This is a genomic window from Devosia sp. LjRoot16 (assembly GCF_964252795.1).
Classification (GTDB): Bacteria; Pseudomonadota; Alphaproteobacteria; order Rhizobiales; family Devosiaceae; genus Devosia_A.
The window spans coordinates 243,349-262,174 of the sequence record NZ_CAXUPH020000003.1 but is presented as its reverse complement, the minus strand read 5'-3'; the positions used below and the strand labels follow the sequence as shown (position 1 = coordinate 262,174).

Below are 18,826 nucleotides of genomic sequence, written 5' to 3'. Positions count from 1 at the left end.
GCGACATGAGCAAGCACGACCCCGTCACCTTCGACATCATCCAGAACGCCCTCGAAGCGATCGCCGACGAAATGTTCGTGGCGCAGCGCAAGGCGTCGATGTCGGCCATCATCTACGAAGTGCTCGACCTCTCGTCGTCGATCCTCGATCCAGTCGGCGATATCGCCGCGGCCGGCGCCGGCATCCCGGCCTTCATCGGCGTGCTCGACAAGGCGGTCAAAGGCATCCTCAAGAAGTTTCCGCTGGAGAGCGTCCGGCCGGGCGACCTCTATGCTTCCAACGACCCCTATTACGGCGGCGTAACGCATCTCAACGACATGGTGCTGACCTCGCCGGTGTTTTCAGGCGACCGGATCGTCGCCTGGGTCGCCAACATCGCACACTGGAACGATGTGGGCGGGAACGTCCCCGGTTCGATGTCGGCCGACGCCACCGAGATTTTTCAGGAAGGCGTGCGCATCCCGGCGGTCAAGCTGTTCGACCAGGGCGTCGCGAACCAGGCGGTGTTCGACATCCTCTACGTCAACACCCGGCTGCCCGATTTCCTCAAGGGCGACCTGTGGGCCGGCATTGCGGGGCTGCGCATCGGTGAGCGCCGCGTGCAGGAACTGCTCGCCAAATACGGCGCCGATACCTACCTCGCCGCTGTGGCTGACTACATGGACCTGGGCGAGCGCCGGGCGCTGGCGGCGCTCGGGCAGATGCCGGCCGGCACCTACGACTATTCGGAAACCCAGGACGACGGCGCGGTGCATAATGTTCGCCTCGTCATCACGCCGGAAAAGTTCACCGTCGACCTGCGCGGTAACCCCAAGCAATCGGGCTCCAAGAACTCCTCACGCGAGGGCTCCGAGATCGCCCTGCAGCTGGCCTTCAAGGATTTCACCGATCCGGACGGCCCGGGCAATGGCGGCTGCTTCCGTCCGCTCGAGGTGATCACCGAGCCCGGCACCATCTTCCACGTCGTCGAACCGGGCGCGCTCGGCTACTATTCCGAGGTCGAGATCCGCTTGTTCGACATGACGCTCAGGGCGCTGGCGCACCATTTCGGCGGCATCGTGCCGGCCGGCAACTTCGCCTCGATCTGCGGCACCGTGATGGGCGGCAAGCACCCCGATACCGGCCGCCATTACACCATCGTCGAGCCACAGGTGGGTGGCTGGGGCGGCTGGGACGGCAATGACGGCAATTCGGGACAGTTCTCCGGCTTCCACGGCGAAACCTTTAACTGCCCGGCCGAGATCGCCGAAGCCCGCTATGGCATGTTCGTCGACCAGGTGGCGCTCAATGCCGAGCCTGGCGGCGAGGGGCAGTGGCGTGGCGGCAAGGGCATCGAGGTGCATTACCGGGTGCGTGGCGACAACAACTTCCTGTCGCTCGGCTATACCCGCTCCACCATACCCCCATGGGGCGTCGCCGGCGGCCTCGACGGCTCGCTCAACTATGTCGAGTTGCGCCGCACCGATGGACGCAGTGAGCGCTATGCGTTCGCAACGAACGTGGTGGTGAACACCGGCGACGTGATCCGCATCGTCACCGCCAATGGTGGCGGCTATGGCGATCCCAGGGATCGCAGCAACGACGCGATCGCCCGCGATATCCGCGATGGCTATCTGACGCGAGAACGTGCGCTGGAGGTCTACGGCACTGAGGGCAAGCTCGGGGGCTGAACCTTCTGAAGGGGCCCGCGGCGGCTCTCTATTTCGGTGGCATGGCGGCGACCCAGCGCTCGGCGGTTTCGACCCAGTCGCGCAGGTGGTCGTCTTCCTCGATCGCTTCGGCATCGACCCAGATGAAGCCGCGCATCGCCTTGTCGCCGTGGATCATCTGGGTGGCGCCGGGGCGAGCAAGGGCGGCCTCGTTATTGTCCTTGCCGACGCTGAGCAGGATGCGCCCATCTTTCTTGCAGCCGACCAGGATGTGGCCGTTGAGCAGGAAGGTGAGCCCGCCGAACATGGTCTTTTCGGTGATGCGCGGGTCGCCGTCGAGGATGTCGCGGATGCGCTCGGCGAGGTGCGTCATGGTGGTGGAAGCGGACTTCATTTCGGGGGCAGGGGCCTATTTTGGGGGAAGGGTTTTGGCATAGCTGAGGGCGTAGGCGATCCAGCGGCTGAGCGCTGCGTCGTCGGGCGTGCCGCCGGCCGCTACCGCGATGAAGCCGGTCATCGGGCGGCCGCCCATGTGCATCTGGTAGGCACCGGGCATGGCGAGCGCCTCGGCCTGCTTTCCGGGATCGATGCGGACCAGCAGCTCGCCCTTGGCGGTGGTGCCGATGGCCATGTTGCCACCGAGCATGAAGCCGAGGCCGCCGAACATCTTCTTTTCGATGAGGCCGGCGGGCAGCAGCGGCCGAAGGCGGTCGCCCATGGTGTCGGAGGCGCTGCTCATCGGGGTGTCTCCGGATCGCGGTAGGTGTCGTGCTGCGGGAGGCCATCGGGCAGGGCGTCCCACTCGTGATGGCTGCGGGCGAAGATCAGCTGGTTGGGTGCGAACCAATCGGCGCTGGAACCGAAGAGGCCGACCGGCAGCATCAAGAGGTCTGGGGCGCGGCTCGACTGGGCGTAAAGCGGCGTGCCGCAGGCGGGGCAGAACCAGCGGGTCAGCGTGGCGCCGGAATGGGCCGGCCGGGCGAAGCTGGCGGTAGGGCCGGTGACGGTGACGTCGGCGGGGCGGGCCAGGGCGACGGTGGAATGCCCGGTGCCGGTGGCGCGCTGGCAATCCTCGCATGAGCACATGAACATCGAACGGATGCGGCCCGCTACCGACAGCGTAACCTCGCCGCAGGCGCAGTTGGCGCGGAGCTCGATCTCGGGTTTGGCGTTCGCGGTCATGCGCGCATGCTGACACCGAGGATTTGCCATCCGCAAGTCGTCTGCTTGATCGCCGATGGCGCTGGCTTTAGACGAACGCCATGGTCTACGCGCCTCACTATCCGATCGAAACCGAGCGGCTGCGGCTGCGCCCGTTCACGCGCGGCGATGTCGACGCGGTGTTCGCGTACCGGCAGCGCGAGGATGTGGCGCAGTATCTGTTCGACGGCCCGATGAGTCACGAGAGCGTCACCGAAGTGGTGCAGCAGCGGATCGGGCAGTACGAGATCACCAACGAGGGAGACAAGGTCTTCCTCGCGGCCGAGCTCAAGGCGTCGCCGCGAGTCATCGGCGAGGTGTCGCTGATCCTGCGCGACGGGCCGGCGCGGCAGGCCGAGATCGGCTACATTTTCCACCCCGAGTTCCATGGGCGAGGCTATGCCACCGAGGCGGCCCGCATGCTGCTGCAGATGGGATTCGAGGGCGCCGGGATGCATCGGATCTACGCGCGCTGCGACGCCCGCAACGCCGGATCGTGGAAAGTGATGGAGCGGCTGGGCATGCGGCGGGAAGCGCATTTCCGCGAGCATGCGCTGTTCAAGGGCGCCTGGGACGAGGAGTTCGTCTACGCCCTGCTCGAAGGCGAATGGCACGACCGCGCCGAGCGCTAAGTCCTGCCAAGGACTTGGCTATTCCCGCTCGACCGAGTGGATTTGGCAAGATATTTCAACGACTAAGGCGGAACCGCCATCAACCCGTCGCGTTGCTGGAGTAAGCAGCACCATGAGGGGAGGAGCGGAGATGGCGATGCCTGACTTTCCGATTGAGACAGAGAGACTTACTCTCAGGAACTTCCACAAATCAGACCTGGACGCCGTCATGGCGTACCATGCCTTGCCCGAGGTGCAACGTTACCTCGACTGGAAAGCGCGCGACCGGGTGGAGGTGAAAGCCGCCCTCGATGCGATGTGTGCGCAGCACCGGCTGACCCGGCCGGGCGATGCGCTGACCCTGGCAGTGGTGCGCAAGGCCGACGATATGCTGATCGGGCAGATTTCGTTGCGCTGGACCGACGCAACGGCGGGGCAGGCCGAGTTGCGCTTCATTCTAAGCCCCGCCCAGCGGCGGCAGGGCTATGCGCGGGAATCGGTCCGCGCCATGCTGGATCTCGGCTTCAACGAGCTCGGGCTGCACCGGATCTATGCCCGGTGCTCGGGGCGGAACCAGGCTTCGGCCAAGCTGCTAAAGGATATCGGCATGCGGCTCGAGGCGCATTTCCGCGAGCATGCGCTGTTCCAGGGCGAATGGGACGAGGAGCTGCATTTCGCCATTCTCGATCGCGAATGGCTGCGCGGCAGCAAGGTGAAGGAACTGAGCCACCACATGGTGGCCTGATTTCACGCGCGCGTTATGCTAGAGCCAGGGCGGCTGAGCGTCGACTTGGTAAAACCGCATGGCTGGCATGCAAACTGCCTGACGCCTGCCAGGCCGCGTGGTCTACTTGTTGCTGCTGAGGCATCGCGTTTCGGCAGAATGCTGATTGAGGGGTCAGGCGTTCGGCGCGATGTCGCGAATGGACGCACGCATAGAGGACCCCATGGACTTGACGCCCGCGGCCGGGGGCAGCCGCACGCCCAGCTTTCTATCGTTTCACGCCCGCGACGTGCTGATCGTCGCCACCCTCATCTTCCTTGCCGCCATCGCCGGTAGCCTGTCGCGACCGATCGGGTTCCTTGCGGCATTCTGGCCCGCCAACGCGGTGCTCGCCGGTGTGCTGGTGCGCTCGCAACGGCTGCGCACGTTGCCGGTGATTCTCGGCGCCGCCGCCGGATACCTCGCGGCGGCAGTGGTGATAGGCGACAGCCTGCGCCTCGCCCTGGTGCTGACCGGCGGCAACCTGCTGGGCGTGCTCGCCTTCATGCTGCTGTTCGGTTCGCTCGAGCCGGAAGACCGGGCGCTGTCGCGACCGCAGGGCGTGATCTCGCTGCTGCTGATGGCGTGCGCCGCGTCGGCGGCCGCCGGCATTGTCGGCGGGGTGGCGCTGAGCGAGATCACCGGCCTCAGCTATTTCGAGGCGTGGGCCGGATGGTTCGCAGCCGAGCTGGTGAACTATCTGGCGTTCCTGCCGGTGCTGCTGACGGTGCCGCCGCCATCGAAGTGGCTGCCGCTGCCCAAGCTGCGGGCAGGCCGGGCGTGGCCGCTGCTGCTGCCGGTTGTGGTGCTTGGCGCGGCGATCGGTTTGTCGCTGCTGGTGGCGCATCCGGTCGCCATCGTGTTTCCGGTGCCGGCGCTGATCTGGTGCGCGCTGGCGCTGCCGCTGGCTGCCACGGCGGTGCTGGTGATGATCTACTCCGGGCTGGCGATGATCGGCATCAAGCTCGGACTGTTCGACCTGGGGCTCGGCGCCGATGTGACGGGCGATGCGATCACCGCAGTACACATGGCCGTGGCACTGGTGGCGTTGGGGCCGATGGTGATCGCCAGCGTCAATGCGGAACGCCGCCGCCGGATCGAGCAACTGGAACGGCTGGCGCGCCACGATTCACTGACCGATGCGCTGACCCGCAGCACCTTTATGGACGAAGGGATCCGGCTGCTGTCGCAACTGCTTGAAGAACAGGCGGCGGTCGCGGTGCTGGTGCTCGATGCCGACCATTTCAAGCAGATCAACGACGTGCACGGCCACCCCTCCGGGGATCGGGTGCTGGTGGCGGTGGCAGCGGCGATCCGCACCGCCATCCGACAGGGCGATCTGTTCGGCCGGATCGGCGGAGAGGAGTTTGCGCTGGTGCTGCCGCGGGTGACGCGGCGCGAAGCCCAGGCGGTGGCGGAGCGGATGCGCAAGGCCGTCGCCAACCTCGCGGTGGTACTGGAAAGCGGCAACCTGCAGCGGATCACCGTCAGTATCGGGGTGGCATTCGACGTCGCAAGCAGCGGCGGGCTCTCCGAAATGGTTTCGCTCGCCGACCGCGCGATGTATGAGGCCAAGCGGGCAGGGCGCGACCAGGTGGTGGTCTCAGACCTCGATGGATCGGAACGCCCGCCGATGCACTGAAAGGATATCAGGGCCGATGGCCGGAACCGATAAATCGCAGGAGTTCACCTTCCGGCCAAGCCCGGCGATCATCCTGTGCGAACCGCAACTGGGCGAGAATATCGGTACGGCGGCGCGGGCAATGGCGAATTTCGGGCTGTGGGACCTCAGGATCGTCAACCCGCGTGACCCGTGGCCGAACGAGCGGGCCATCGCCGCGGCATCGCGGGCCGACCACGTCATCGACAAGGTGCGCGTGTTCGCGACGGTCGAAGAGGCGATTGCCGACCTGCAACTGGTGTTCGCCACCACCGCCCGACGGCGCGATATGCAGAAGCCGGTCTATGGCCCCGAGGAAGGGGCGCAGCGGATGATTTCGCACATCGCCGGCGGCGAGAAGGCCGGGCTGCTGTTCGGGCGGGAGAAATGGGGCCTCTATAACGAGGAAGTGGCGCTCGCCGACGCCATCGTAACCTTCCCGGTCGAGGCGGCGTTTGCCTCGCTCAACATCGCGCAGGCGGTGCTGCTGATGGCGTATGAGTGGCGCCAGCAGGCGGACAAGGGCGAGGTGCTGCCGTTCAGCGGCGGGCTCGACCCGACCGCACCGCGCGAGGAACTGATCGGGCTGTTTCTGCATCTCGAGGAAACGCTGGATCGTACCGGCTTCTTCAAGACCGAGGACAAGCGACCGACCATGGTGGATAACCTGCGCGCCGCATTTGCCCGGGCGCAACTCTCGACCCAGGAAATCCGGACGCTGCGCGGCGTGATTTCGTCGATCGACCGGGCGCATCTGCGGCAGGGGCGGAAGGCGCGAGAGGCCGAGGCGGCAAAGGCGGCGAAGTCCGAGGACTGACCTCCGGGCAGCCGAACAACGCCCAAAGTATGCTTTGACGCCTTGTCGGTGCGCGTGGCATCACCCATCACCATGTCTTCTCCCCCCGCCGCCGAGCCCTCCAAGCTCGCCTTCAGTTACCGGAACTTCCGCTTCTTCTGGCTGACCACCCTGCTGGTCAGCTTTGCGGTGCAGATCATGTCGGTGTCGATCGCCTGGCAGATCTACGACGTGACCGGCGAGGCGTTCCTGCTCGGGTTGGTGGGGCTGTCGCTGTTCCTGCCGGCGCTGGTGCTGATCCTGATTACCGGGCTCACCGCCGATCGCTTCAACCGGCGGATGATCATGGCGATCTGCCTCGGGGTGGAACTGCTCTGCGCGCTGGGCTTCCTGGCCTTCGTCAATGCCGAGGCGCACGAGGTGTGGCCGATCTTCGGCATTCTCGTCGTGCTGGGCACGGCGCGGGCGTTCTGGAGCCCCGCCGCGCAATCGCTGGCGCCCAACCTCGTGCCGCCGGAAGCGCTGGCCAACGCCATCACCACCAATATGTCGGCCTGGCAGTTCGCCTCGATCGCAGGCCCGGCGGTGGGTGGGTTGCTCTATGGCATCGCGCCGTCGGTGGCCTTCGGTACCGGCGCGGTGCTGCTGGTCATCGCCATGGGCTCGGTGCTGATGATATCGAAGCCGCAGCATCGGGAGTCGCACCAGGCGACCAGCCTCGAGACCATGCTGGCGGGCTTTCGCTACATCTTTTCCAACAAGGTGGTGCTGGGGGCGATTTCGCTCGACATGTTCGCCGTGCTGATGGGCGGCGCCGTGGCGCTGCTGCCGATCTATGCCAAGGACATCCTCCATGCCGGTCCGCAGGAGCTCGGGTTCCTGCGCGCCGCACCGGGCATCGGCGCCATCGCCATGGCGCTGCTCCTGACCCGTTTCCCGATCCGCGACCATGCGGGAAAGCTGCTGTTCCTGTTCGTCGGACTGTTCGGCGCCTTCACCGTGCTGTTCGGCTTTTCGACGACGGTGTGGATCTCGGTGCCGGCGCTGGCGCTGGTGGGCGCCTCCGACATGGTGAGCGTCACCATCCGCGAGACCATCATGCAACTCTGGACCCCTGAAGAGGTGCGCGGCCGGGTGAACGCCGTGAACTCGGTGTTTATCGGCGCCTCGAACGAACTGGGCGAGTTCCGTGCCGGCACGGTGGCGCATCTGATCGGTCCGGTGCCGGCGGTGGTGATTGGCGGCTTCGGCTCGATCGCCATTGCGGTGTTGTGGAGCCGGCTGTTCCCGGGGCTGAGAAACCAGCGCACCCTCGACCGGAAAATGGTGTAGCCCGCTACGGGTTGACACGAGTTGAAATAATCTGTGTCCAGAACTTAAAGCGCCGAACAAGTGAGCGCGGGCTAATTCTGCCCTGCAGGCCGGAGCGTCCGGCCGCATGCAAGGGAGGAAAGGATGCCTCAACACACGGACAACTACGAACTCAAGTGCCCGGAAAAGCTGGGCAGCAGACCACCCAAGAACAACCAGCCGAACATGACGGCGACCGACGTGCATATCAACCAGACGGACGCGAGCGTCGAGGTGCTCGGGATCGGCGGGATTGATCCCAACAGCCCGGTCAGTCCGCATGGTGTCGGCATCGACGCCAACGGGGTGATCGACATCACCGGGATCAACGTGAAACCGGGTGACACGATCGTCGTGCGCCTGAAGCACAAGAAGAACAACGCCAGGCTGCCGCTGATCTACCATTGGACCTATCCGGTGGTGGGCGGTGGCAACGGGGAAGACCAGACGCTCGCGATGCTCGACGAGGAAGGGCCGGCCACTGGCGTCGCGAGCGCCGAGTTGCAGCCGCTTCTCGAAGCCCTGCTCGAGGCAATCGGGCCACTCGAAGGCAGGACGCGCCGCAAGGAACGCTAAGCGACCGAAGCGCCGCCGGCACGCCCGAATGGCCCGCGGCGCTTGACTCCTGCGGTTTCCGCCTCTATCACGCGCCCACTTGTCGAGCCCTCGGGCTCCTCGAGCGCACCCGGGATTCCCTGAATTCAGAGAATCTGTCGGTCCGTTCCGCAAGGACGGGCAGAGGAGGGCGCAATCACTTTCGACGATCTATGAAAGGATTCCGATGTCGAAGCGCGATTCAGTTAAGCACAAGATCGACCGCCGTCTTGGCGAAAACCTGTGGGGCCGTCCGAAGTCCCCGCTTAACAACCGTGCCTATGGCCCCGGCCAGCACGGCCAGCGCCGCAAGGGCAAGACCTCCGACTACGGTCTGCAGCTGCGCGCCAAGCAGAAGCTCAAGGGCTATTACGGTTCGATCACCGAGAAGGCCTTCAAGAAGCTCTACACCGAAGCTTCGCGCGTCAAGGGCGACACCGGCGAGCGCCTGATCGGCCTGCTCGAGAGCCGTCTCGACGCCATCGTCTACCGCGCCAAGTTCGTGCCGACCGTGTTCGCGGCCCGTCAGTTCGTGTCGCACGGCCACATCCTGGTCAACGGCAAGCGCGTCAACATCCCGTCCTACCAGGTCAAGGTCGGCGACAAGGTTGAGGTGCGCGAGCGCTCCAAGCAGCTCGGCATCGTGCTCGAAGCCAACCAGCTCGCCGAGCGCGACGTTCCCGAATACGTGGAAGTCGATCACGGTAAGCAGACCGCCGTCTACGTCCGCGTCCCGGCCCTGTCGGACGTGCCGTACCCGGTGCAGATGGAACCGAACCTGGTGGTGGAATTCTACTCGCGCTAATCGCGCGACACACCGCGGAATTGGAAAGGGCCGCCCCGATGGGGCGGCCCTTTTGTTTTGGGGCGATAGCCGCCCTTGGGCGGCCTACCCCCGCTATTGAGCCGGCGCGCCGGAGAGGGATTCCTTGATGGGTTCCTGATCGCTCGGGATAAAGCCCTCGAACTGGTGCAGGCGCTGGTAGACCGACAGCAGGTTCACAATGGTTGTCCAGGCCCGAGCGAAGAACTGGAACGACGAGGAGACCTGGCTGAACGCCGTCGAAATCTGCTGGTAGAGACCCAATGTCAGCGTTCCGGCGAGGATGGACGGCGACATGGCGAGGAGGGGTACATAGCCGACCAGGTTAAGGTACGCGTACCGCGCCAGGTTGAAGTAGGTGTAGTGGAAGTACAGCCGGAAATAGTTCTTCTGCACGTTGGCGAACAGTTGCCGCGCCGTTACCGGCTCCGCGCGATCGGCGTTGTCCTCGCCATAGACCAGCTCCTTACGATAGGCAGCCTCGACCCGCTGGTTGGCGAAGTTGAGGCCCGGAAGCTTGATGCCAACGAGGGCCAGCATCGCGGTACCGAGGGCCGCGGCGACCAATGCTACCCAAACGAGGCTACCAGGCACGGCACCCAGAATCGGGAGTTCGGTGATGTGCTGGGAGAAGCCCCAGAGCAGCGGCAGGAATACCACCAGCGTGATGAGTGAGGAGAAGAAGCTTGTGCCGAGGTCTTCCACTGTGTCGGCAAACCGCATCGTGTCTTCCTGGACGCGCTGTGCTGCGCCCTCGGTAGTGCGGATCGATGGCCAGTAGGCCATGTAGTAGGAGTTCATCGCCTTGCGCCAACGGAACACGTAGTGCGACGTGTAGAAATTGAGCAGCACCAGAACGAGGATGTTCGGCATCAGCACGGCGAAGAGGATGAATACCTGACCGTAAAACGTGGCCGGCTCCACCGATCTTGGCTGGCTGAGGGCCTGCTGCACCATATTGAAAAAGGTGCCGGACCAATCGTTGATCCAGGCATCGACCTGGACGTTGAAATAGAGAACCAGAAGGATCGCCGTCGACGAAACGACAGACCACCAGTACCACTCGTTGCGCTTGTAGAAGTACCAGAACACGCAGAACGCGATCGCGACCATCAGGACGAACTGATACTCCCAGAGCTTTGCGCCGTTGAGGAAGTTAGTATCCTCGGCGACGCAGTTGGCCGGTGTGGCGACAGGGGCGCTGCCGTCGGTCGCGGCCGGCGCGTTAGGGTTGGCAGCGCTCTGCGTTGCCGGCGCTTCATTGCTGGGCGCTGTGGAATCGGCCGCGGCTGGCGCCGGCGCGCAAATCGCCGGAGCCAGGAAACGATCAAGGCCGACTACGGAACGGATCGGCCCACCGGCGACGAAGAAGATCACGGTGGCAAGGACCATCCAGATCACGGCCGATGAGAAGAACAGCTTGGGTTCGGGGAAAAATGAGCGGAACAAGGGAGACTCCTTGGGGTTCCGTGAGGTCAGGGTCATCTAACTGACTAAATCCGCGACCGGCAACAAATCCGGTGGAACCTTGCCGCGAGTTAAAATTGCCGCAAGCTTCCGGTAAGGCGCCGGGTTTGCTACAGCAGCGGCATGAACCAGATCGTCAGCCCAGCCGTACTCGAAGCAGATGCCGAGGACCTCTCCGGCACGCATCCGCTGTTTGCCGCGGCGCCGCGCAGCGTTGAGTTCAACAAGCTCAGGAAGCGCCTGGTCCGCAATATGCGCGAGGCGATCGAGAAGTTCGGCATGGCGCGGGCCGGCGAGAAGTGGCTGGTGGCCATTTCGGGCGGCAAGGACAGCTACGGCATGCTGGCGCTGCTGCTCGATTTGAAGTGGCGCGGGCTGCTGCCGGTGGAGCTGATCGCCTGCAACCTCGACCAGGGGCAGCCGAACTTTCCCAAGCACATCCTGCCGGAGTGGCTGACCCAGAACGGCATCACGCACCGCATCGAGTATCGGGACACCTATTCGGTGGTGACCAGCACGCTGCCGCAGGGCGCGACCTATTGTTCGCTCTGCTCGCGACTGCGGCGCGGCAATCTCTATCGCATCGCGCGCGAAGAGGGGTGCTCGGCGCTGGTGCTGGGGCATCACCGCGAGGACAGCCTCGAGACGTTCTTCATGAACCTGTTCCATGGCGGCAAGCTCGCGGCGATGCCGCCGCGGCTGATGAACGATGACGGCGATGTCGAGGTGCTGCGGCCGATGATCTACTGCGCCGAGCCGGACCTCGAGAAATTCGCCGAGCACATGGCGTTCCCGATCATTCCCTGCGACCTCTGCGGCTCGCAGGAGGGGCTGGAGCGCAACGCCATGAAGGCGATGCTCAACGACATCGAGAAGCGGATGCCGGGGCGCAAGGACATCATGATCCGCGCCTTGGGCAATGTGCGGCCGAGCCATTTGCTCGACCCAAAGCTGTTCGACTTCCTTGGCCTCAGCGGCGCGCCGAAGGATGGCGCTTCCGGCGCCTGACCCCGATAACACCGAGAGTGACCATGCCGAGTTTTGATATCGACCGCCTTGCCGTCATCCTGCGTGATGCGGCCAAGGCAGAAATTCTGCCGCGCTTCCGGCACCTCGACGCAGGGATGGTGCGGCAGAAGACCGATGCGATCGACCTCGTGACCGAGGCGGATGAGCAGGCGGAGCGGCGGATCAAGGCAGCAGTAGAGGCGGCCTGGCCCGAGGCGCTGTTCGTCGGCGAGGAATCGGTGGCGGCCAATCCGGCGCTGCTCGACGAACTGGATCGGGCCGCGTTCGCCATCGTCGTCGATCCGGTCGACGGCACGGCCAACTTCGCGGCGGGGCTGCCGCTATTCGCGACAATGGCTGCAGTGGTGCGGAATGGCGAGACCATTGCCGGGATCATCTACGACCCGATGGGCGACGACTGGGTGCTGGCGGAGCAGGGCGGTGGCGCCTGGCAGCGGCGGCCGGACGGCACGCAATGGCGGCTCAAGGTGGCGACGGCGCCGGGGCTGGCCGACCTGGTCGGCCACGTGTCGATCACCTTCCTGCCGGCCGAGAGCAAGCCGACGGTGCTGGCCAACCTCGCCAAAATCAAAGTGGCGGCGAACTACCGTGTCGCCGGGCACGACTACCGGACATTCGCGACCGGCTTCTCGCACTTCGTGATGTTCAACAAGCTGATGCCGTGGGATCACCTGGGCGGAACGCTGATTTCGCAGGAGGCCGGTGGCCATGTGGCCCGGTTCGACGGCTCGGCCTATCTGCCGAGCCACCGGGACGGTGGGCTACTAATTGCGAGTGATCGCGATACCTGGAATTTACTGCGCTCAGAGGTGTTTACGCTATAGTGAGGGTCTGATCCGTCGAGGGGAGACGCGGTTTGGACCAGCTGAACTACTGGGCGATCGCCGATCGCGAAGTCGAAATCCAGAACCCGATTACCGATCGGAAGCTGCGGTTGCTCGACGATTACTGTTCCATCCGCGATGGGATGAGTGTCCTCGACATGGGCTGCGGCAAGGCCTGGCTGATGCGGCACTGGGCGGAGAAATTCGCCATCCAGGGCGTCGGCATCGACATCAACGCGCGGTTTCTCGAAGCGGCGCGCCGGAAGACCCCGGCCCGCGGCCAGCTGACCTTCCACAATGCGTCGGTAAAGGGTTTCAAGATCGAGCCGGCGTCCTACGACGTGGTGCTTTGCCTCGGCGCGGCAGCCTCGCTCGGCGACGTGCCGGCGGCGCTCGAATGGATGGCCACCGCCGCGAAACCCGGTGGGTCGCTGGTGCTCGGAACGACCGTTCTCAGGCATCCACCGGCGGTGCCGAAGGGCGATATCCTGCCGCCCGACACGGTCAGCATGATGGGGGTGATGGAGCGCCACGGCGCCGAGGTCTCAGCAACGATCAGCGCGTCGGACGCCGACTACGAGCGCTACCAGAGCCACCAGCGGCACGCGACGCTGATGTGGGCGCGCGACAACCCGAACCACCGGGACCACGCCGAGGTGCTGCAGAAGAGCCGCGACGACTGGATGCACTACCAGCGGATCATTCGGCCGATGCTCGGCTGGACCATCTTCGTGGGGCGTAAGAACGGCTGAGTGCAGGCCAGTTTTGATTCCCTCCTCGCAAGGGGAGGGGAGCGCAAGGCTTGTGCAGACGGCTCGGCAGAAAGCGCTAGACTAGTGCCCGCCGTCGTCGTGATGCGTCTCGTATTGCGGGCTGACGCCGAACAGCTTGCCCTTCTCAGCGATGAGGATTGAGACCAGCACCAGGGCGCCCATGGTGGCGTAGCCGAGCGCGTTGGGGACGATCGTGCCGTTGAAATGCTGGCCGATATAGGTGCCGATCAAGGCGCCGCCGACCGTCTGGGTGAAACCGAAGACCGAGGCGGCGGTGCCGGCGACGTTGCCGAGCGGCTCCATCGACAGCGAGTTCATGTTCGACGCGGCCCAGCCGAAGAAGAACTGGATCACCATCAGCAACCCGAAAAATACCGGGAACGGCACCGGGCCCATCAGCGCCACGGCCACCAGGATGGCGGCGGCGCCGAGGTAGACCAGCGCCGCGCTGTGGCTGAGGCGGCGCATGCCGAAGCGGCGTACGACGCGCGAGTTGATGAACTGGGCGACGGCGATGGTGCCGGCCATGGCGGCAAAGGCCACCGGGAAGTACGGCCCGAGGCCATAGATCTCGACGAAGATCTGCTGGCTCGCCGAGATGAAGCCGAACATGGCGCCGAACAGGAAGGTGCCGGCGAGGCCATAGAACAGCGCCACCCGGTTGGTGACGACGATGCGGAAACCGTCGACGATCGAGCCGAAGCTGAGCGGGCGCCGGTATTCGGGGTGCATGGTCTCGGGCAGGCGGAAGAAGGCCCAGAGGCTGATCGCCGTCGCGAGGCCGCCCATGAACAGGAAGATATACTGCCAGGGGCCGGCCAGGAGGATCAGTTGCCCGATGCCCGGCGCAAGGATCGGGATGGCCATGAACACCATGAAGGTCAGCGACATGATCTCGGCCATCTCGCGGCCGGAGAACTTGTCGCGCACCACGGCCGTGGCGATGACGCGGGTGCCGGCAGCGCCCATGCCCTGGACGAAGCGCAGCGCCAGCAGCGCCCCGAAAGTGGGGGCGAAGGTCGCGGCAAAGGCGCAGATCAGGTAGATGGCGAGGCCGACCAGCAGCGGGCCGCGGCGGCCGAAGCGGTCGGTGAGTGGGCCGAAGGCGAGCTGGGCAATGCCGAAGCCGAACATGTAGACGCCGACGACGAACTGCCGCTCGTTCTCGTGGCTGATGCCGAATGCTTCGCCCATATAGGGCAGCGCCGGCAGCATGACGTCGATGGCCAGCGCGTTGAGCGCCATCAGCCCTGCAACAAGGATAATGAATTCAACGCGGGAGAGGTCCCGCGTGGTCGGCGATGTATCGGACATTGTTTGCTCAGAAATGGCCGGGGGAGGGCCGGAAAGGCCGGGAAGATGCGCGCATCTCCGGCCTTTGGCAACCCGCGGGTGATCAATACTTTCGAGAGGCTGAGGCTATTGTCGAGTCTTAGCTGGAAGAAGCTTGCCTCAGCTGGAACGACTGGGCGCTGAGTTCGTGGATCGGCAGGTGAATGGCCGCCGACGCGAGCCCGAGGAGGATCCCCAGGTACCATACGATGCTGTAGGAGCCGGTGTGATCGTAGACGAAGCCACCCAGCCACACCCCAACGAACGAGCCCAGCTGGTGGCTGAAGAACGCAACGCCATAGAGCATCCCCATGTAGCGGGCGCCGAAGAACAGCGTCACCAGCCCGGCCGTCAGCGGCACGGTGGAGAGCCACAGCAAGCCCATCGCGGCGGCGAAGATGTAGGCGCTGATCTCGGTGACCGGGAACAGCACGAACAGGCCAATGGCCACGGCGCGGCTGAAGTAGATCGAGGCGAGCAGCAGCTGCTTGGGGAGACGACCGCCCAGATAGCCGGCGGTGAGCGAGCCGACGATATTGAACAGCCCGATCACCGCGATGGCCCAACTGCCGACTTCCGGAGACAGGCCGCACTGCACCAGATAGGCGGGCATGTGGACGTTGACGAAGGCGAGGTGGAAGCCGCAGACGAAAAAGCCGACGACCAGGAGGCGGTAGGACCCGAACCCCCAGGCGCGGCTCAGCGCTTCCATGAACTTGAGATCGGCTTGGCCGGCGGCGCGCTCGGTGCGGCCGCGTAGCGCGAAGGTCAGCGGGATCACCAGCGCCAGGATGGCGGCGGCGTAGATGAGAGCGCTCTGCCAGCCGAAATTGCTGATGAAGGCCTGTCCGATCGGCGCGAAGGCGAACTGGCCGAATGATGAGGCCGCGGTGGCGACGCCGAAAACCAGGCTGCGCTTTTCCTGCGGCACACGGCGACCGAAGGCGATCATCACGATGGAGAAGGACGAGGTGGCGATGCCGACCCCGGTGATCACGCCCGCCGTGAGGTTGAGCATCGAGCCGGTGGGCGAGACCACCATCAGCGCGAGACCTGCCGCATAGATCAACAGGCCGCCGATGATCACCTTGGCCGTGCCGTAACGATCGGCGAGACCGCCGGCGAACGGCTGGGCGATACCCCAGGCGAGGTTCTGGATGGCCATCGCCATGCCCCAGGCTTCGCGGGTCAGGCCGAGGTCCGACGTCATCGGCAGGGTCAGAAGACCAAAGCTGGTGCGGATGCCATTGGTCACCGCCGCGATGATGCAGCCGCAGATGATCAGCGCAATAAGCGGCGTCGCCGCAGAGCGGGTGGCGGTGATCGAGGACATGGCGGGAGGACTCAGAGGAGGTGGGGCGGGGAGGGAGAGCGTGTACTTACACGTACTTTTACACTCCGGGCGGGCCTCGCTGGAAACGTATTTTGCTTATGCCAGCCATCACGTTGCGTGATCGTGGCCTCATGCCGCAGTTGTCTGGCGATCGGGGAGGACTATATGCGGTGCAGCAACGGAGCTTCGCCTCGTGATCCGCCATATCGTCTTCTTTACCGCCAAGCCCGCCAATCTCGACGCCGTGGTCGAGGGACTGAATCTGCTGGGCCAGATCCCGCACGCGCTGCATTTCGAGGTGACGCGGAACAGCAAGGTCGACCAGTTCGGCAACGACGTCGATGTGGTGGTCTATGCCGAGTTTGCTGACGAAGCGGCCCTGGCTGCCTACAAGGCGCACCCGCTCTATGCCGAAGCCACCCGTCGCGTGCGGCCGCTGCGTGAACTGCGGTTCGCAGCGGATGTTCCGGCGCACGAGGCGAGTGTGGTGCTGCGCCGCTCGGCCTGAACGCAAGACTATTTCTTTCCCGCCATCGGACTAGCACTCGAGCGGAAGGATTTTCCAGCATTCGGCTTGCCCGGAAACTGAGCGCGCATCAGCTTTACCGCGACCGGGAGGGCGATGATGGACATCAAGGAAACCGAAGCAATGGTGGTGCTCAGCACCAGCCGGCGGCTCACTATTGCAGCGATCAAGCAGGTCAGCCCAGAGATTACCGGGCAGCTCGATGCCGAAATCGCGCGCAGCGGGCTGGAAATCGCCGGGCCGTGGGTATTCGTGGCGCGCAATCTGCCCAGGGACAGCAAGACCGAATTCGAGCTTCGCTTCTGCCGCCCGGTGCGCCGCGCCGATGGCTATGATGGGCCGTTCGCGGTTGCCCACCTTGAACCGATCATGGTGGCGAGCGCGATGCATCAGGGCTCGATGCGGACGTTGTTCACTGAGGGGTACGCGCCGCTGGTGGCGGCGATCGAGGCATCCCGACACGTCTTCTCCGGGGAAAGCCGCGAGATCTACCACCAGTGGGCCGGTCAGGGCGGGCGCTACCACCGGATCGAGATCCAGTTCGGGCTGGACTACTGAACGCAAAAAGGCCGCGTCCGAAGACGCGGCCTTTTTTGCTATCGGTCCGTGACTGGCGTCAGGCGGTCTGCTTGACCGCGATGCCCTTATCGGCGAGGTGCGATTGCAGTTCGCCGGCCTGGAACATCTCGGTGACGATGTCGGCGCCGCCGACGAACTCGCCCTTGATGTAGAGCTGCGGGATGGTCGGCCAGTTGGCGTAGGCCTTGATGCCCTCGCGCAGGTCCTGGTTCTCCAGCACATTGGCGCTCTGATAGTCGACGCCGAGATAGCCGAGAATCTGCACCACGCGGCCGGAGAAGCCGCACATCGGGAAATCCGGCGTGCCCTTCATATAGAGGAACACGTCGTTATTCTTCACCTGCTCGTCGATCAGTGCGTTGATGTCGCTCATATGCATGCCTTTCAGGCCGGGGAGGATGCCGGCTCCGCTCTCTCGTAAATAGTCCTGCAATGCGGCGCTGTCGAGGTGCTCATCGTCATTTGACGATGCTTAGCCGCTGCGCGATCCAGGGATGGCCGGTGACATCCTCGAGTCCCTCGTACTGCACCGCCTCCCAGCCGTGGGCGCGGGCGGCCTTCACGATGTCCTCGCGGTCGTCGAAAAACAGCGGCGGCTCGGCCTGTCGGCCGAGGCGGTTGCTTACCCAGTCGAAATAGGGTTTTGCCGGCTTGGCGTGGCCGATCCGGGCGGAGTGGAACATGTCCTCGAACAGCTCGCCGAACTTCAGCTGCTGCCATAGCCACTGGGCCCGCATGTGTTCCTGGTTGGTGGCGAGGTAAAGCGTCGTGCCGACGGTCTTGAGTTGCGCCACCACATCGAGCAGCGGCTGGTTGACGTTGCTGTCATGGCTCAGCCAGTAGCCAGCAAAGGCCATGCTGGGGCCGCGATAGCCGAGGCCGGGCAGGGTGCGATCCAGCGCCTCGAGCAGCGATATCTGCCCGACGATCACCTTCTTGATGAAGATGTCGTAGATGAACTCGCTCTTGAACCGCTCGGGGTCGACACCGAGGTCGGCGAGCAGGTTCTCATCCCAACGGATCTGCTTTTCCGGGCGGGCATGATAGCCGTGCACGAGCACGCCATCGACGTCGAAGAGGACGATGCGGGTCATGGTGAGCCCCCTGATCCTCCCCCGCGGGGCGGGGGAGGGGGACCGGCGAAGCCGGTGGAGGGGGCCGCGTTCTCTCGGATGCTCACCGCGACGGCTTCAAGTGCCTCTGGGTCGAGAATGTCGCTCGCCATGAAGCGGATAACTCGAATCCCCTGATTGTTCAGCCACATGGTTCGTCGCTCGTCCTGCCCAACGCGTTCGGTGTTGTCGTGGGCGCGACCGTCTACCTCGATCGCCAGCTTCCGTTCGGCGCAGTAGAAGTCGAGGACGAACGGTCCCACCGGGTGCTGTCGGCGGAAGCGGAGGCCGTGGACCTTGCCGCCGCGGAGCAGCTGCCAGAGGATGACCTCAGGCAGGGGCATCTCGCGGCGCAGGCGCTTGGCGCTGCCATAGCTTTTCGATGATGCCCGCACGATTGGCTCC

General features: G+C 64.7%; 22 protein-coding genes. 13 read left to right on the top strand and 9 right to left on the bottom strand.

What is annotated here, in order from left to right; all coding sequences use genetic code 11:
- The first annotated feature begins 5 nt into the window (after positions 1 to 5).
- Positions 6 to 1,670, top strand: coding sequence for a hydantoinase B/oxoprolinase family protein (locus ACSQ23_RS15730; protein ID WP_056000326.1), 1,665 nt, complete (start codon positions 6 to 8; stop codon positions 1,668 to 1,670).
- A 28-nt stretch (positions 1,671 to 1,698) separates the two neighbouring features.
- On the opposite strand, the gene ACSQ23_RS15725 is transcribed toward ACSQ23_RS15730, so the two are convergent.
- Genes ACSQ23_RS15725 through ACSQ23_RS15715 form a run of 3 tightly spaced genes read right to left on the bottom strand, consistent with a single transcriptional unit; the run spans position 1,699 to position 2,831 of the window.
- On the bottom strand, positions 1,699 to 2,043 hold the full coding sequence (locus tag ACSQ23_RS15725; protein WP_436091155.1) for a TfoX/Sxy family protein: 345 nt from the start codon (positions 2,041 to 2,043) through the stop codon (positions 1,699 to 1,701).
- A 15-nt stretch (positions 2,044 to 2,058) separates the two neighbouring features.
- Positions 2,059 to 2,388 (bottom strand): TfoX/Sxy family protein, encoded by a 330-nt coding sequence (locus ACSQ23_RS15720; RefSeq protein ID WP_436091154.1) that lies wholly within the window; start codon positions 2,386 to 2,388, stop codon positions 2,059 to 2,061.
- Entirely contained in the window at positions 2,385 to 2,831 is a 447-nt protein-coding gene (locus ACSQ23_RS15715) for a GFA family protein (RefSeq protein ID WP_056000318.1), read from the bottom strand. The genes ACSQ23_RS15720 and ACSQ23_RS15715 overlap by 4 nt, the downstream gene beginning before the upstream one ends.
- A gap of 80 nt (positions 2,832 to 2,911) precedes the next feature.
- Between ACSQ23_RS15715 and ACSQ23_RS15710 the strand changes: the two genes are divergently transcribed.
- From ACSQ23_RS15710 to rpsD, 7 genes are all read left to right on the top strand, one after another.
- The gene (locus tag ACSQ23_RS15710) at positions 2,912 to 3,481 is read left to right on the top strand and encodes a GNAT family N-acetyltransferase (protein ID WP_436091153.1); all 570 of its coding nucleotides are present in this window, start codon (positions 2,912 to 2,914) and stop codon (positions 3,479 to 3,481) included.
- A complete protein-coding gene (locus tag ACSQ23_RS15705; protein WP_082528251.1) occupies positions 3,399 to 4,205 on the top strand; it encodes a GNAT family N-acetyltransferase in 807 nt (268 codons plus the stop codon). Before ACSQ23_RS15710 ends, ACSQ23_RS15705 begins: the two co-directional genes overlap by 83 nt.
- Positions 4,206 to 4,407: 202 nt before the next feature.
- Positions 4,408 to 5,865: a GGDEF domain-containing protein gene (locus ACSQ23_RS15700; RefSeq protein WP_055882205.1), complete on the top strand. Its 1,458-nt coding sequence runs from the start codon at positions 4,408 to 4,410 to the stop codon at positions 5,863 to 5,865.
- Positions 5,866 to 5,881: 16 nt separating this feature from the next.
- Positions 5,882 to 6,700: an RNA methyltransferase gene (locus ACSQ23_RS15695; protein ID WP_055882201.1), complete on the top strand. Its 819-nt coding sequence runs from the start codon at positions 5,882 to 5,884 to the stop codon at positions 6,698 to 6,700.
- Between the two features lie 72 nt (positions 6,701 to 6,772).
- Positions 6,773 to 8,011 carry an MFS transporter gene (locus tag ACSQ23_RS15690; protein ID WP_055882574.1) on the top strand — a complete coding sequence of 413 codons (1,239 nt, stop codon included), beginning with the start codon at positions 6,773 to 6,775 and terminating at the stop codon, positions 8,009 to 8,011.
- 123 nt (positions 8,012 to 8,134) lie between these two features.
- Positions 8,135 to 8,605 carry a hypothetical protein gene (locus tag ACSQ23_RS15685; RefSeq protein ID WP_436091152.1) on the top strand — a complete coding sequence of 157 codons (471 nt, stop codon included), beginning with the start codon at positions 8,135 to 8,137 and terminating at the stop codon, positions 8,603 to 8,605.
- A gap of 205 nt (positions 8,606 to 8,810) precedes the next feature.
- Entirely contained in the window at positions 8,811 to 9,428 is a 618-nt protein-coding gene (rpsD, locus tag ACSQ23_RS15680) for a 30S ribosomal protein S4 (RefSeq protein ID WP_055882197.1), read from the top strand.
- Between the two features lie 93 nt (positions 9,429 to 9,521).
- On the opposite strand, the gene ACSQ23_RS15675 is transcribed toward rpsD, so the two are convergent.
- Positions 9,522 to 10,895 carry a peptide transporter gene (locus tag ACSQ23_RS15675; RefSeq protein WP_056000299.1) on the bottom strand — a complete coding sequence of 458 codons (1,374 nt, stop codon included), beginning with the start codon at positions 10,893 to 10,895 and terminating at the stop codon, positions 9,522 to 9,524.
- A 141-nt stretch (positions 10,896 to 11,036) separates the two neighbouring features.
- Here ACSQ23_RS15675 and ttcA point away from each other — a divergent pair, with 141 nt between their 5' ends.
- Genes ttcA through ACSQ23_RS15660 form a run of 3 tightly spaced genes read left to right on the top strand, consistent with a single transcriptional unit; the run spans position 11,037 to position 13,518 of the window.
- Positions 11,037 to 11,921 (top strand): tRNA 2-thiocytidine(32) synthetase TtcA, encoded by an 885-nt coding sequence (ttcA, locus tag ACSQ23_RS15670; protein ID WP_055882193.1) that lies wholly within the window; start codon positions 11,037 to 11,039, stop codon positions 11,919 to 11,921.
- 23 nt (positions 11,922 to 11,944) lie between these two features.
- A complete protein-coding gene (locus tag ACSQ23_RS15665; RefSeq protein WP_436091151.1) occupies positions 11,945 to 12,766 on the top strand; it encodes an inositol monophosphatase family protein in 822 nt (273 codons plus the stop codon).
- A gap of 32 nt (positions 12,767 to 12,798) precedes the next feature.
- Positions 12,799 to 13,518, top strand: coding sequence for a class I SAM-dependent methyltransferase (locus ACSQ23_RS15660; RefSeq protein ID WP_055882188.1), 720 nt, complete (start codon positions 12,799 to 12,801; stop codon positions 13,516 to 13,518).
- Positions 13,519 to 13,599: 81 nt separating this feature from the next.
- On the opposite strand, the gene ACSQ23_RS15655 is transcribed toward ACSQ23_RS15660, so the two are convergent.
- Both ACSQ23_RS15655 and ACSQ23_RS15650 read right to left on the bottom strand, forming a co-directional pair.
- Positions 13,600 to 14,853, bottom strand: coding sequence for a multidrug effflux MFS transporter (locus ACSQ23_RS15655; protein WP_436091150.1), 1,254 nt, complete (start codon positions 14,851 to 14,853; stop codon positions 13,600 to 13,602).
- A gap of 118 nt (positions 14,854 to 14,971) precedes the next feature.
- Entirely contained in the window at positions 14,972 to 16,204 is a 1,233-nt protein-coding gene (locus tag ACSQ23_RS15650; RefSeq protein ID WP_436091149.1) for an MFS transporter, read from the bottom strand.
- A 193-nt stretch (positions 16,205 to 16,397) separates the two neighbouring features.
- Between ACSQ23_RS15650 and ACSQ23_RS15645 the strand changes: the two genes are divergently transcribed.
- Positions 16,398 to 16,712, top strand: coding sequence for a Dabb family protein (locus ACSQ23_RS15645; protein WP_056000285.1), 315 nt, complete (start codon positions 16,398 to 16,400; stop codon positions 16,710 to 16,712).
- 117 nt (positions 16,713 to 16,829) lie between these two features.
- Positions 16,830 to 17,288, top strand: a complete 459-nt coding sequence (locus ACSQ23_RS15640) for a hypothetical protein (protein ID WP_056000282.1) — start codon at positions 16,830 to 16,832, stop codon at positions 17,286 to 17,288.
- 58 nt (positions 17,289 to 17,346) lie between these two features.
- Here ACSQ23_RS15640 and grxD read toward each other — a convergent pair whose 3' ends face one another.
- The 3 genes from grxD to ACSQ23_RS15625 form a co-directional block, all read right to left on the bottom strand.
- Positions 17,347 to 17,682 (bottom strand): Grx4 family monothiol glutaredoxin, encoded by a 336-nt coding sequence (grxD, locus tag ACSQ23_RS15635; RefSeq protein ID WP_055882173.1) that lies wholly within the window; start codon positions 17,680 to 17,682, stop codon positions 17,347 to 17,349.
- Between the two features lie 85 nt (positions 17,683 to 17,767).
- Entirely contained in the window at positions 17,768 to 18,403 is a 636-nt protein-coding gene (locus tag ACSQ23_RS15630) for an HAD family hydrolase (RefSeq protein ID WP_436091148.1), read from the bottom strand.
- Positions 18,400 to 18,816 carry an endonuclease domain-containing protein gene (locus ACSQ23_RS15625; protein ID WP_436091147.1) on the bottom strand — a complete coding sequence of 139 codons (417 nt, stop codon included), beginning with the start codon at positions 18,814 to 18,816 and terminating at the stop codon, positions 18,400 to 18,402. The genes ACSQ23_RS15630 and ACSQ23_RS15625 overlap by 4 nt, the downstream gene beginning before the upstream one ends.
- Positions 18,817 to 18,826: the final 10 nt, after the last annotated feature.

Excerpts from the sequence above, each read along its gene's own strand:
- ACSQ23_RS15730 (WP_056000326.1), top strand. The coding sequence starts at position 6 with ATGAGCAAGCACGACCCCGTCACCTTCGACATCATCCAGAACGCCCTC.
- ACSQ23_RS15725 (WP_436091155.1), bottom strand. The coding sequence starts at position 2,043 with ATGAAGTCCGCTTCCACCACCATGACGCACCTCGCCGAGCGCATCCGC.
- ACSQ23_RS15720 (WP_436091154.1), bottom strand. The coding sequence starts at position 2,388 with ATGAGCAGCGCCTCCGACACCATGGGCGACCGCCTTCGGCCGCTGCTG.
- ACSQ23_RS15715 (WP_056000318.1), bottom strand. The coding sequence starts at position 2,831 with ATGACCGCGAACGCCAAACCCGAGATCGAGCTCCGCGCCAACTGCGCC.
- ACSQ23_RS15710 (WP_436091153.1), top strand. The coding sequence starts at position 2,912 with ATGGTCTACGCGCCTCACTATCCGATCGAAACCGAGCGGCTGCGGCTG.
- ACSQ23_RS15705 (WP_082528251.1), top strand. The coding sequence starts at position 3,399 with ATGCGCTGTTCAAGGGCGCCTGGGACGAGGAGTTCGTCTACGCCCTGC.
- ACSQ23_RS15700 (WP_055882205.1), top strand. The coding sequence starts at position 4,408 with ATGGACTTGACGCCCGCGGCCGGGGGCAGCCGCACGCCCAGCTTTCTA.
- ACSQ23_RS15695 (WP_055882201.1), top strand. The coding sequence starts at position 5,882 with ATGGCCGGAACCGATAAATCGCAGGAGTTCACCTTCCGGCCAAGCCCG.
- ACSQ23_RS15690 (WP_055882574.1), top strand. The coding sequence starts at position 6,773 with ATGTCTTCTCCCCCCGCCGCCGAGCCCTCCAAGCTCGCCTTCAGTTAC.
- ACSQ23_RS15685 (WP_436091152.1), top strand. The coding sequence starts at position 8,135 with ATGCCTCAACACACGGACAACTACGAACTCAAGTGCCCGGAAAAGCTG.
- rpsD (WP_055882197.1), top strand. The coding sequence starts at position 8,811 with ATGTCGAAGCGCGATTCAGTTAAGCACAAGATCGACCGCCGTCTTGGC.
- ttcA (WP_055882193.1), top strand. The coding sequence starts at position 11,037 with ATGAACCAGATCGTCAGCCCAGCCGTACTCGAAGCAGATGCCGAGGAC.
- ACSQ23_RS15665 (WP_436091151.1), top strand. The coding sequence starts at position 11,945 with ATGCCGAGTTTTGATATCGACCGCCTTGCCGTCATCCTGCGTGATGCG.
- ACSQ23_RS15655 (WP_436091150.1), bottom strand. The coding sequence starts at position 14,853 with ATGTCCGATACATCGCCGACCACGCGGGACCTCTCCCGCGTTGAATTC.
- ACSQ23_RS15650 (WP_436091149.1), bottom strand. The coding sequence starts at position 16,204 with ATGTCCTCGATCACCGCCACCCGCTCTGCGGCGACGCCGCTTATTGCG.
- ACSQ23_RS15640 (WP_056000282.1), top strand. The coding sequence starts at position 16,830 with ATGGACATCAAGGAAACCGAAGCAATGGTGGTGCTCAGCACCAGCCGG.
- grxD (WP_055882173.1), bottom strand. The coding sequence starts at position 17,682 with ATGAGCGACATCAACGCACTGATCGACGAGCAGGTGAAGAATAACGAC.
- ACSQ23_RS15630 (WP_436091148.1), bottom strand. The coding sequence starts at position 18,403 with ATGACCCGCATCGTCCTCTTCGACGTCGATGGCGTGCTCGTGCACGGC.